This window comes from Comamonas sp. SCN 65-56 (assembly GCF_001724135.1).
Taxonomy (GTDB): Bacteria; Pseudomonadota; Gammaproteobacteria; order Burkholderiales; family Burkholderiaceae_C; genus Comamonas_C.
Genome location: NZ_MEDS01000033.1, coordinates 1 through 12,611, shown reverse-complemented (window position 1 = coordinate 12,611; position 12,611 = coordinate 1). Strand labels below are relative to the sequence as shown.

The window sequence follows — 12,611 nt, the reverse complement described above, 5'->3', positions numbered from 1 at the left end:
CATGGTGCCGCGCTCCCATTCGCGCGCCACCACCAGCGCGGTCAGCATGGTGCCGATGATGGTCATGACGATGGCAATGGCCCCGGGAATCAGCGCGCGACGGCTTTCCAGCTCGGGGTTGAACCAGTAGCGTGGCTCCAGCACGACGGATTGCGCGGGTGCCGCGACATCCAGCCCGGCACGCCAGGTCTGCACCACGCCGCGGGCGTAGTTCTCGACGTAGTTGGCGGTGTTGGGATAGGAGCCATCGGTGATGATTTGCACCAGCGGTTCTGCTCCGCGCTGGGCCAGGCGCTGCTCGAAATCCTGCGGAATGACGACGTAGCCGCGCAGCGCACCGGAGACGAGCTGGTCTGCCACCTCGCGCCGGTCGTGGGCGAATTGCGTCTTCAAGAAGCGGGTGCCCGAGAAGGCAGCGGCCAGCGACTGCGCCGATGCACCGGGCGACTCCAGCACGACGCCGACGCGGACCTCCTTGGCATCCAGCGACACCGCATAGGCGAACAGCAGCAGCAACACCACCGGCAGCACGAAGGCGATCAAGAGCGTCGAGGGGTCGCGCAGCGCCTGATAGCTTTCCTTGGTGACCAGGGCCATCAGCCGCCGCAGGTCAAAGCGGCGCAAATCGCTCGGCTCCAAAGCAGCCCCTTCCTTGCGTTGTGCTACAGCGTTCATGCGGCGGCCTCCATCTCGCGGTCGGCAGATTCCACCAGGTGAATGAAGGCGTCCTCCATGGTCGGGTCGGGGTGTTCGACATTGGCTGCGGCGCGCTTGAGCGCATCGGGCGTGTCCAACGCGATCAGGCGTGCGCGCGAGAGCATGGCGACGCGGTCGCAGTATTCGGCCTCGTCCATGAAGTGGGTGGTGACCATGATGGTCACGCCCTTGCGCGCCAGGCCGTTGATGTGGGTCCAGAACTCGCGCCGGGTGATCGGGTCCACGCCCGAAGTAGGCTCATCGAGGAACAGCACGGGTGGCCGATGCATGAGCGAGCAGGCCAGCGCCAGGCGCTGCTTGTGCCCCAGCGGCAGGGAATCGGGCGTGGCGGACAGCCACTCCCCCAGATCGAAGGTCTCGATCATCTCGGCAATGCGCTCGCGCCGGGTGTTGCCTTCCAGCCCGTAAACGCCGGCCGAAAATTCCAGGTTCTGCTGCACCGACAGCAGACCGTAGAGCGAGAATTTCTGCGCCATGTAGCCGAGCCGGCCCTTGGCTGCACCGGTGGCGCGGCGCAGATCATGGCCCACCACATGCGCTTCACCAGCAGTGGGTTTCAACAGGCCGCACAGCATCTTGAAGGTGGTGGACTTGCCGGCGCCATTGGGGCCGAGCAGACCGAAGATTTCGCCCTTTTGCACCTCGAAGCTGACCTGGTCGGTGGCGGTGAACTCACCGAAACGCTTGGTCAGATTGCGGCAGGAGACGGCTATTTCGGAGCCCAGTTCGACCGGTGACAGCCGTTCGGCCAAGGTTGAGGTGCCGCCGGGCCCGCCGCCGAGCAAATCGATGAAGGCATCTTCAAAGCGGGCGGGTACCGGCGCCAGCGCTACTCGCGCCCGATCAGCCAGCGACTGGATTTGGCTGACCTGCGCACCTTCGCGCAGCACCACCCGCACCCCGGCGCCCTGGATCACTCCGTCGCTCACGCTCTCCAGATCGAGTGCCTCGGTCAGAACCGCCCGGCGCTCGGCGCCGACGTTTTCCAGGCGAAAGCTGCGGCCTTCAAGTTGCGCGGTGAGTTGCTGCGGTGGACCATCGAACAGGAGCTGCCCCTGGTTCAACAGCAGCACGCTCTCGCAGCGCTCGGCCTCGTCGAGGTAGGCGGTGGACCAGACCACGGCCATGCCCTCATCGGTCAGTGCCTGCACCATGCGCCACAAATCCTGCCGGCTGACCGGATCGACGCCCACGCCGGGCTCGTCCAGCAGCAGCACCTTGGGCCGCGCCATCAGCGCACAGGCCAGCCCCAACTTTTGCTTCATGCCGCCGGAGAGCTTGCCGGCCAAGCGTTTGGTAAAGGGCCCAAGCCGCGTGAAGTCCAGCAACTCGGCAAACAGATCGGCATTGCGATCCGCGTCCATGCCGCGCAGCTGCGCATACAGGCGCATGTTCTCCATCACCGACAGGTCTTCGTACAGGCCGAAGCGCTGCGGCATATAACCGCTGGCGACATGGATGGCGTCGTTGTCCTTGACCACGTCAAAGCCAGCCAGGGTGACGCGACCGGCGTTGGGCACCAGCAGGCCGGTCAGAATGCGCATCAGCGTCGTCTTGCCGGCGCCGTCCGGGCCGACCAGGCCCGTCAGCCGTCCGTAGTGGATGTGCGCGCTCAAGCTGCGCAGGGCCTGCACCTTGCCGAAATGCTTGTCCACCCCTTCGATGACGACGGCGGCAGCGGCGACAGCGCTTGCCGGCGTGGCGGCCATGGCGGTGTCTGCCTGCATCTCAACGCTCCCCCGCGCGCGCGCCGGAGACCGGCTTGGCATCGACCGCGATCGTCACCGGCATGCCCTGGCGCAGGGCGGCATCGCTGTCGGCCTCGTCGATGACGATGCGCAGGCGGTACACCAGATCCGTGCGCAAGTCCGTTGTCTCCACCGTCTTTGGCGTGAACTCGGCGCGCGGCGAGATGAAGCCGACCTGGCCGCGATAGACCTTTTCCCCGGAATCGCTCCTGACGTGCACCACGGTGCCCGGTGCGATGCGGCCCAGATCCCGTTCGCCCACGTAGGCGCGCACGTACACGGGCTTGTCCAGACTCAGGCTGTAGACCGTGCTCTGGCTGGCCACCATGCTGCCGGGCTCGCGCACCCGCGCGATGATGGTGCCGTTGCTGGGTGCCGTCAGTTCGGTGTCCGCCAGGGAAGTGGTGGCTTGCGCCGCGGCTGCCTGCGCGGCTGCAAGGCGAGCCTGCGCTGCCTCAATGTCTTCCTTGCGAAAGCCTTCGGATGCCTGCGACAGGGCGGCCTTGGCGGATTCGACACCCGCGGCCGCCTGATCCCTGGCAGTGCGTGCGGCATCGACCGTGCGCTGGCTGCTGGCGCCCGACGCCAACAGGCTGCTCTGGCGCTGGAAGTTGCGCTCGGCGTCAAGCGCCTGCGCCTGCGCTTGTCTGAGCGCCTCGCGTGCCTGGGTGATTTCCTGCGGCCGCAGGCCGCGGCGCAGCTTGGCCAGCTCGGCCTGGGCCACCTGCACCTGGGCTTGCGCGGCTGCAAGGGCGTCTTGATATGGCTGCGCGTCGAGCGTGGCCAGGCGCGCGCCGGCGGTGACGACATCACCCTCATCGAAAGTCATTTGCGTGATGCGCCCGGGCTGGCGGAAAGCCAGTTGAACCTCACGGATGTCGACGTTGCCATAGAGGCGCAATGCATCCTGGTTGTCATGGCCGCGCGTGAACCAGAACGCCAGTGCACCGCCAAGGGCGAGCAGGGCAACAATGATCACGGCCCAACGGGCTTTTCTTGTAGGGAGGTTCGGAGTTGTCATTGATGGGTTTCCACTGGAAAGAGATGCTCAGTGCTCGCGCGTGGTCGGTGCATGCGCTGTTGATCGACGCCAAGCCATGGCCGCAATGCCAACCCACACCAACGTACGCAGCGTCATGGCAATGAGCGTGCGCCGCTCCCAAGCGCCGTCCAGCGCCACATGCACTCCGAAGGCCAGGAATACGAGCGCCGTTGCCACCGCGATAGCCATCGACATCCATGCGGCCCAGCGCCGGCGCATCCACAATCCGGCGCCAGCGATGACGTAGGCAAATCCGGCCAGGAAGTTGAACCAGAGCACGAACGGCACGTAGCTTCCGGCTGCGGCACGCGCCGCGCCGTCAAAAAACAGAACGGCGCCGCCTTCCCTGATGGTCAGCAGACCAAATGCGATGGCAATCAGGGCGATCACACGCATCCAGATTCCGCGCCCGCTGTGTGCAGTCATGTTCATGGCTCCCGGTTCTTTGGAGGGTTTGCTGGATCGTCGTGCCGCTTGTGGACTGGACGGGCGCTTCATGTGCCGCTTTCGATGCCACGGCGATAGATGGCGAACACGGCGGGCGCATCGCGACGAATCCGGCTGACCTTGCCGGCCAGCAAGGACTGCATGACCAGTCCCTGGATCGTGCCGATGAACAGCACGGCGGCGGCGTCCACGTCCAGCTCCGCGTTCAGCTCGCCCTGCGCCTTGCCCGCTTCCATCAGGCGACGCAGGCGCTGCTCGTACTGGCGGATCAGGGTTTGCACCATGCGCTTGGCGAGCGTTTCGCCAGAGCGCTGCAACTCTCCGAACAACATGCGTGGCACGCCCGGGTGCTTGGACACGAAGTCGATGTGCGTGATGAACATCGCTTCGAGCGCTGCGGCGGGAGATGCGGCGCCCTCGGCCGCCTTGTCCACGCTGACCAGAAGACGTTCGCCGACCCACGACATCGTGGCTTCCACGATGGCTTCCTTGGTGGGGAAGTGGCGAAACAGCGCGCCCTGTGTCAGGCCCATTCGGTCGGCAATCGCCGTGGTCGTGATCTCGGCCGGGTTCTGCTCGGCTGCCAGATCAACCACGGCTTGCACTGTGGCCGCACGCCGATCTTCGGCGGACAGGTATTGGGGGCGTTGACTCACGATTCGGACTCCATGTAGTTAGTGATCTATTACTATCGTAACACGCAAAATGACCATGATGCAAGATCGGAAACTTGTCGGGTGAGGCAGGACTGTGGGCCCTTTCCTGGGGAGAGCGGATCGGTCAACTTGATGCAACTCAAGAAGCGGTATGGCCTTCCAGACAGATCGAAAAGTGCTTGATCGTCGGACTGCAGCATCAGCAGCGGTAGTGATTGAGCTTTGGGTGGCTGAAAAATTTGGCGCCCCTGCGGAAGGCTTGCAACTTTTCCTGTAAGCGATAAGATAGTAATATGTTACTCGCTAAATGAAGGGTTGGAGATGAGCAACGTCGCAACACACGGCAAGGCCGATCTGGCGCAGCCCGAAGCCTGTCGCCCTGACACCCTGGATACGCTTGCGAACGCCTGGCGGGCGCGCAGCACGGGTGGGCTGTCACCGGCGGCCGGCCTGCTGGCCTGGTACGACTGGGCGTTGCACCTGAGCCTTTCACCAGGCAAGCAACGCAGCTTGATCGAAAAGGGTTTGCACAAGCAGCAGCGCCTTGCGCGCTATGCCTTGCGCGTTGCCAGTGCGCACGACTGCCCGACCTGCATCGAACCGCTGGAGCAGGATCGGCGCTTTGCCGCCCCGGCTTGGCAGCAGTGGCCCTTCAACGTGATTCACCAGGGCTTTTTGCTGCAGCAGCAGTGGTGGCACAACGCCACCACGGGCGTGCGTGGCGTGTCGCGCCATCACGAGAACATGGTCACTTTCGCCGGGCGGCAGTGGCTGGACATGTGGTCGCCTTCGAATTTCATCTGGACCAACCCCGAGGTGCTGCACGCCATCACGCAAAGCGGGGGCGCAAACCTGTGGCGCGGCGCCATGAACTTTCTGGAAGATGCAAGGCGCCTCGCGCTCGACGATGCGCCTGCAGGGGTCGAAGGGTTCGAGGTCGGCAAGGACGTGGCGGTCACCCCAGGCAAGGTGGTGTTTCGAAACCACCTGATCGAGTTGATCCAGTACTCACCCACGACGCCGGATGTGCATGCGGAGCCGGTACTGATCGTGCCGTCCTGGATCATGAAGTACTACATCCTCGACCTGTCGCCGCACAACTCGATGGTGAAGTACCTGGTCGATCAGGGGCACACGGTGTTCATCCTTTCATGGAAGAACCCGACGGCGGCCGATCGTGACCTCGGCCTGGAGGACTACCGCTGGCTGGGGGTCATGGACGCATTGGATGCGGTCACGGCCATCGTGCCCGAACGCAAGGTGCAGGCGGTCGGCTATTGCCTGGGCGGCACCTTGCTCGCGATCGCCGCCGCCGCGATGGCGCGCGATGGCGACGAGCGTCTGCAAAGCCTGACGCTGCTGGCATCGGAGACTGATTTCCGCGAGTCGGGCGAGATCGCGCTTTTCATCGACGACAGTCAACTGGCATGGCTGGAAGCCGGCATGTGGGACAAGGGCTATCTCGACGGCAAGCAGATGGCTGGCGCGTTCCAGATGCTCAACTCACGCGACCTGATCTGGTCGCGACGGGTGCGCGAATACCTGTTGGGTGAGCGTCAGACCTTCAATGACCTGATGGCCTGGAATGCCGACGTGACCCGCATGCCGTACCGCATGCACAGCGAGTACCTGCGGCGCCTGTATCTGGACAACGACCTGGCCGAGGGGCGCTACCGCGTCGGCGGGAGACCCGTGGCGCTGGCCGACATCGAGGTGCCCATGTTCATCGTCGGCACGGTGCGCGATCACGTCGCCCCCTGGCCGTCCGTGTACAAGATGCACCTGCTCAGCGATGCGGAACTGACCTTTGTTCTCACCAGCGGGGGGCACAACGCCGGCGTCGTCAGCGAGCCGGGACACCCCCGGCGCAGCTTCCAGATTGCGACCCGTGCGGCCGGCGATCGCTATATCGATCCGCAACTGTGGCGTGCCGAGACCCCGATGAACGAAGGCTCCTGGTGGCCGGCATGGCAGCAATGGCTGGCCCAGCGCTCTGCCGGGCGCGTCGCGCCGCCTGCCATGGGCGGGACGCAAGCACCGCTTGGCGATGCGCCGGGAACCTATGTGGCCATGCGATGACAGGGCAAAACACCGCCAAGAATACACCCTCAACTTTCATCGGGCCGTTGCGCAGCCATGGCCTACACCCGCCCCGGAGGGGCACATCATGACCGTGGAGCATTGACATGAACAGCGAACTGCCCATCCAACTCTACAAGGCCAATGCCGAGTTGCAGCTTCAGATCACCCGCTTGCTTCAAGAAAGCGGCCACCACTGGCTCGAAGCCATGCAGCAGCTCAGTGCCGGTGGCGTGCTGGAGACCACCTCGCGCATCCAGAACCTCCAACAGGCAGCGGACTGGCAGGCGCTTGCCACCTTGCCGTCCGAGGTGTTCTGGCGCCTGTGCCAAGGCCATATGGGCGACACACAGGCGGTCGGCCGGGCTGCTGCCAAGAGCCAGGCGGCATTCGCCGATGGCCTGCGCGAAGCACTGACCACCTGGCAGGCATCTGTCTCCGAGGTATTCGGCGCCAGCGGCGGCACAGCCTCTTTCGCGCAGTTTTTTCAGCAATGGACGCAGCCCTGGACTGCGCCAGGCGCCGCGCCTCAGGGCAAGGCCAAAAAGTGAGGAGGCGCATATGAGCAGTTCGGGACGAACCGCCCTGGTCACTGGCGGCAATCGCGGCCTTGGCGCGGCCATTGCCCGCGCGCTGGACGACGCGGGCCACCGCGTCATCATCACGCACACGCCCGGCAACGAGAAGGTCGCCGCCTGGCTTGACGCGCAGGACACCAAAGGCTACCGGTTCACGGCCTACGGCGTCGATGTCGGCGACTGGGAATCGACCCAGGCCTTGGCGCGTCAGATTCAGGCGGACGGCCACCACGTTGACATCCTGGTGAACAACGCCGGCATCACCCGCGACGCGACCCTGCGCAAGATGGACAAGGCCGGCTGGGACGCCGTGCTGCGCACCAACCTGGACTCCATGTTCAATGTCACCAAGCCATTCATCGATCCGATGGTGGAGCGTGGCTGGGGGCGCATCGTCAACGTCTCGTCCATCAACGGCAGCAAGGGTCAGTTCGGCCAGACCAATTACTCGGCGGCCAAGGCTGGCGTGCATGGCTTCACCAAGGCGCTGGCGCAGGAGGTGGCACGCAAGGGCGTGACGGTCAACACCGTCTCGCCGGGCTATCTGGCCACCGAAATGGTGATGGCGGTGCGCGAGGACGTGCGCCAGAAGGTCATCGAAGCGATTCCGGTGGGTCGCCTCGGCCAGCCGGATGAGATCGCGGCGCTGGTGGCCTTCATCGCCAGTGACGCTGCTGCTTTCATGACGGGCAGCAACGTGGCGATGAACGGTGGCCAGCACATGTCATGAGTCGGGAGAGCCCGCAGCCCTTGCGGGCGGTTTCCCGCGCGGCAGTCAGCGCCTCCCGGAGGAGTTCCATGTATTCCCGATTTCTGGTGCCGCTGGACGGCAGTCCCACATCCTTCCTGGCGCTCGATCATGCGGCAGAACTGGCACGCCTGAGCGGCGCCACCGTGATCTTGCTGCATATCGTCGAACCAACCCGCCACAGCACGGGTTTCGAACGTCCCGAGGTCTACATCAAGGATGTCCGCCCACGCTTCCTCAAAGCCGGCCAGACGTTGCTGGATGAGGCTGCGAGTCGGCTCCGCCGGGAAGGAATTGCCACAGAGACGGTGCTGCTTGAAAGCGGCACCGAACGCGTGTCGGAACAGATCGCGCATCAGACCGAGATCAACGATTGCGACCTGGTCATCCTGGGCACCCACGGACGTCGCGGCATGAACCGGCTGCTGCTGGGCAGCGATGCGGAGCAAGTAGCGCGCATCGCGCCAGTTCCGGTAATGCTGGTGCGCCAGTCGAGCCGAGATGGTGGCCCGCCATCTTCAGCCGCACGGGCGCCAGTGAAGGCCAGCGACAACATCGGTACGTCAGGCTGGCGTTCAACTGGCGCAAGCAAGGCAAAGAAATCACATGAATGAACAAGCCCCTGAGGGCGTTCGCGCCGATCCTCCAAGTGGTGTCGAGCGTCTTATCGCCCATGTCAAAACCATGGCCCCGGTTCGCACCGCGGTGGTGCACCCTTGCGACGCGCTCAGCTTGGGGGGTGCCTTGGACGCGCGCGATGCCGGCGTCATCTCGCCAGTATTGGTGGCGCCGCTCGCCAAGTTGCGTGCCGTTGCGGCCGACACGGGGTTGGAACTGGGAGACAGTGAGGTCGTCGATGTGCCGCACAGCCACGCCGCAGCGGCCACCGCCGCCCGGCTGGCTGGCAAGGGCGAGGTGCAGGCGCTGATGAAAGGCAGCTTGCACAGCGATGAGTACCTGGGTGCCATCCTGGCGCCCGAAGCCTGCCTGCGCACCGAGCGCCGATTGACGCACTGCTACATCATGCAGACGGCCAGCTACCCACGGCCCTTCATCATCACCGACGCCGCCATCAATATCGCTCCGACGCTCGAAATCAAGGCCGACATCGTGCGCAACGCCATCGACTTGGCGCGCGCCATCGGCATTGCCGAGCCCAAGGTGGCGATCCTGGCGGCGGTCGAAACCGTCAACCCGCGCATGCTTTCGACCCTGGACGCTGCGACACTGTGCAAGATGGCCGATCGTGGCCAGATCACCGGAGGTGTGCTCGACGGGCCACTGGCCTTTGATAACGCCGTCTCTCCCGATGCCGCGCGCGTCAAGGGCATCAAGTCCGCCGTGGCCGGGCAAGCCGACATCCTGGTCGTTCCCGACCTGGAAAGCGGCAACATGCTGGCCAAGCAACTGGAATACATGGGCCAAGCCGATAGCGCGGGGATCGTGATGGGCGCGCGCGTGCCGATTGTGCTCACCAGTCGCTCGGACTCGCGCCGCACGCGAATAGCTTCATGCGCCATTGCACTGATCTTGGCGCATCGCCAGCGTGCTTTTGTTCAGGGCGAAGGGAGCCGCGTATGAAATGCAATTTCACGGGCAATGTTCCGTTCGTTTCAGGTAATGATTCTGCAGTGCCGGTACGCAGCTCTCGATCGTGAGGCATATGCTCCTTGCATCTCTCTGGCGTTGGTTGATCGTGATCACCGCCGCGTTTGCACTTGGTGGTTGCGCGGTCGTCAGTGAATTCAAACCTTCTGTCGCTGTACGCGCGATGACGCCGGATGAATACGTTGCCCTACGACGCGGCGATCTCCTCGGCAGAGGCAAACTCAGCGCACCGACCTTGCAGACAATCCGCGTGACCGGGCTCGATGAGCGAGTTTGCGCAACGAACACCTCGCTCACTTGCATCGAGGCGTTGACCATGATGAAGGACTTGGACGGCGAAACGAGGCTGTCGGCACTGGCTGAACTCTGGTTGCAGCATGCCATGTCGATCTCGACGGCAGTCCCAAATAGTCGCATCGTTTCTACTTCCGCCTGGATCGAGACGGCTCGGCACGCTTACGCGTATCTCTTTTTCACCAGGCGCTCGCCCGGCGAGCGCGCGTTTGAGGAACGGCAGACGCAGGTGCGCGATTGGTACAACTATGCGGTGCAAAAAACGGTCACGCAATTGTTTGGCCTACAGCACCAAGCACTTCGTGCACATGCTGGCGAAACCAAAGCGACATTGCGCTTGGGTGACTGGGCTTTGCGAGTCGACTTGAACGCCCGGCTGCCCGACGATGCGACCACGCCACGCGAGTTGCTGCCTGCGAACGCTCTGGCATTCCAAGGCCTGCGCGGCATCTATCGCAGGGACGGCTTGGGTGCGGAATTGGTGGCCGTAACGGAGGCAGATCCGAAGTCACTGGACGAATCAGACGAATCTTCCGCCGGTAACGAGCGCCCGGGGGTATTTCCCGCCTGGAGCGAAATGCCAACGCCCAACGTGACAGTAGTGCTTCGTTTTGATGCACTCACCGTCGATGAGCTGCTTGCCTCGCGTGAACTCGTCGTCGGTGTGTATGACCCCTTGGTACAGGACTATCTGCAACTCCACGGCCAACGCGTTCCACTGGCTGGTAACTTCACGGCTGGCTACGGCTTATGGTTGGCGCGTTCGGGATTCAACCAGCAATCCTTGCGAGGGCTGTTTGGGCGTGAGCGTGGCATCGATCAGCCGCATCTGTATCTGATGCAGCCGTTCGACCCGCGGCGGCGCATCATCGTGATGGTGCATGGACTGGCGAGCAGCCCCGAAGCATGGGTCAACGTTGCCAATGAGCTTCTGGCCGATGAAGAGCTGCGATGCGAATTCCAAGTGTGGGAGATCTATTACCCCACGAATATGCCTGTACCAGCCAGTCATGCAGCAATCCGCCAAGTTCTGGCGGCAGCTTTGCATCACTTCGACCCTGAAGAGGAAACCTTGGCTTCCCACGGGCTGGTGTTGATTGGGCACAGCATGGGAGGACTGCTGGCGCGGCTGATGGTTTCCACGGCAGACCAGCAGCTGTGGGAGTGGGCTGCATCGGATCCAAGAATCGATCTGAACCGTCTTGGGAGCACCCATTCCCAACTTGACCCCCTTTTGCGCTTTCAGCCATTCCCAGGTGTTGATCGCGTGATATTCGTTGCCACACCGCACCGTGGAACCGTGGTTGCCGGGCAGGGACTTGGGCGTTGGGTGGCCGGATTGATCCGCTTGCCATTGACGCTGCTGTCAACCCTCGGCGACGCCTTCCCGGCTCGCGCGGAGATCATGGCCACGGCACAGGCCACGATCTTGCAGAACATCCCCAACAGCATTGACCAAATCGACGAAAACGATCCCTTCGTCAAAGCTACGAGCGAGCTTCCGATTTCGGATCAGGTGTCCTATCACTCGATCATTGCCAGGCGGCAGGCTAACGGCCCTCTCGCTGAATCGGACGATGGTTTGGTTCCCTATCGAAGCGCGCATCTGGAGGGCGCCGAGTCGGAAGAAATCATCGTGTCCGGACACAGCGTGCAGGAGACCGCGGCATCCGTCGTCGAAATCCGGCGAATCCTGCGCAAAGATATTTCCAAGCATCGGTTGACAGCCGCTGATTCGTCTTCCGTCCGGAGAGGGAGTTGCCCACCCCAACGATGAGTTCAGTCATTGATTTTTCGAAGCATAGTAAGTAACATATCACTTACTATGTGGTCTTGGCTGAATCGCTTGCATCGCACCGTGGATATTTTCGGTTTGGAAGGGCGGCGTCCTTGGTGTTCACACACGAGCGGAGCATCCGGCTGCATCCCACGGAACGTGGATGATCTGACACGCTAGGAAGGACAGAAGTGGAGCTACGCCACCTTCGATGTTTTACCGCAGTCGCGGAAGAGCTTCATTTTGCTCGGGCCGCTGAACGGTTACACATCGATCAATCGCCGCTGTCTCGCACCATCAAGGAACTGGAGGAAGACCTTGGTGCGCGCCTGTTCGTTCGCACTACTCGCAGCACGCAATTGACCCGTGCGGGTCGGTTGCTGTTGGAGCACGTACCGCGCATCTTCGCTGCGCTGGAGCAAGCACGCGATAGCGTCAGGTCTGCCTCCAATGGCTATCACGGGCAATTGCGCATTGCCTTGTCCGACGGCATCACGCCATCACGCTTGCCGGCGCTACTTGCGCAGTGCCGCGAAGAAGACCCCGAGGTCGAGGTTCGGTTGTTCGAAGTTTCGATGGCCCAACAAATCAAGGGTCTGCACGATGAGCTATACGACGCAGGATTTTCGATGGCCGAAGACGTAGGTGATGGCATCGTGGTTACGCCTGCCTGGGAGGATGAGTTGATGGTGGCGGTGCCCGCTCGCCATCCTGTTCTGGCCTTCAAGCAGATTCCGCTGGAGGAGGTTCTGCACTACCCGCTGGTGCTGGGCGACCCATTGATTTGCGAAGGACATGCACGTCAGGTCGATCGAATCTTGCGCAAGTACGAACGAGAGCCGCTCATCGTTCAGCACGTTGCCTCTTTTGACCTCATGATGACCTTGGTTTCCGCCGGGCTGGCCTTGGGCTTGGCC

At 63.1% G+C, this 12,611-nt stretch carries 11 protein-coding genes and 1 pseudogene; 7 read left to right on the top strand and 5 right to left on the bottom strand.

Translation table 11 applies throughout. The annotated features are described in order from the left end of the window. The 5 genes from ABS45_RS16735 to ABS45_RS16715 form a co-directional block, all read right to left on the bottom strand. Positions 1 to 675: ABC transporter permease (locus tag ABS45_RS16735; protein ID WP_291557789.1), on the bottom strand; the 675-nt coding region annotated here is incomplete at its 3' end. Continuing rightward, positions 672 to 2,444, bottom strand: a complete 1,773-nt coding sequence (locus ABS45_RS16730) for an ATP-binding cassette domain-containing protein (RefSeq protein ID WP_013519666.1) — start codon at positions 2,442 to 2,444, stop codon at positions 672 to 674. The genes ABS45_RS16730 and ABS45_RS16735, both read right to left, overlap by 4 nt. 1 nt (position 2,445) lies before the next feature. Then, positions 2,446 to 3,486, bottom strand: a complete 1,041-nt coding sequence (gene hlyD, locus ABS45_RS16725; protein WP_013519665.1) for a secretion protein HlyD — start codon at positions 3,484 to 3,486, stop codon at positions 2,446 to 2,448. Between the two features lie 27 nt (positions 3,487 to 3,513). Next, positions 3,514 to 3,933 carry a hypothetical protein gene (locus tag ABS45_RS16720; RefSeq protein WP_015912934.1) on the bottom strand — a complete coding sequence of 140 codons (420 nt, stop codon included), beginning with the start codon at positions 3,931 to 3,933 and terminating at the stop codon, positions 3,514 to 3,516. Between the two features lie 68 nt (positions 3,934 to 4,001). Further along, the gene (locus tag ABS45_RS16715; RefSeq protein ID WP_291557782.1) at positions 4,002 to 4,610 is read right to left on the bottom strand and encodes a TetR/AcrR family transcriptional regulator; all 609 of its coding nucleotides are present in this window, start codon (positions 4,608 to 4,610) and stop codon (positions 4,002 to 4,004) included. Positions 4,611 to 4,931: 321 nt separating this feature from the next. Between ABS45_RS16715 and ABS45_RS16710 the strand changes: the two genes are divergently transcribed. The 7 genes and pseudogenes from ABS45_RS16710 to ABS45_RS16680 all read left to right on the top strand — a co-directional run. Further along, a complete protein-coding gene (locus tag ABS45_RS16710; RefSeq protein WP_015912935.1) occupies positions 4,932 to 6,689 on the top strand; it encodes an alpha/beta fold hydrolase in 1,758 nt (585 codons plus the stop codon). Between the two features lie 107 nt (positions 6,690 to 6,796). Then, positions 6,797 to 7,240 carry a hypothetical protein gene (locus ABS45_RS16705; RefSeq protein ID WP_291557773.1) on the top strand — a complete coding sequence of 148 codons (444 nt, stop codon included), beginning with the start codon at positions 6,797 to 6,799 and terminating at the stop codon, positions 7,238 to 7,240. 10 nt (positions 7,241 to 7,250) lie between these two features. After that, entirely contained in the window at positions 7,251 to 7,997 is a 747-nt protein-coding gene (gene phbB, locus ABS45_RS16700; RefSeq protein ID WP_013519660.1) for an acetoacetyl-CoA reductase, read from the top strand. A 68-nt stretch (positions 7,998 to 8,065) separates the two neighbouring features. After that, positions 8,066 to 8,629 (top strand): universal stress protein, encoded by a 564-nt coding sequence (locus tag ABS45_RS16695; protein ID WP_013519659.1) that lies wholly within the window; start codon positions 8,066 to 8,068, stop codon positions 8,627 to 8,629. Positions 8,630 to 8,666: 37 nt separating this feature from the next. Beyond that, a pseudogene (locus ABS45_RS16690) lies at positions 8,667 to 9,596 on the top strand (bifunctional enoyl-CoA hydratase/phosphate acetyltransferase); the annotation flags it as partial. A gap of 115 nt (positions 9,597 to 9,711) precedes the next feature. Further along, positions 9,712 to 11,694, top strand: a complete 1,983-nt coding sequence (locus tag ABS45_RS16685) for an alpha/beta fold hydrolase (protein ID WP_366246643.1) — start codon at positions 9,712 to 9,714, stop codon at positions 11,692 to 11,694. A gap of 191 nt (positions 11,695 to 11,885) precedes the next feature. After that, a partial coding sequence (locus ABS45_RS16680; protein ID WP_291557755.1) for a LysR substrate-binding domain-containing protein occupies positions 11,886 to 12,611 on the top strand: 726 nt, incomplete at its 3' end.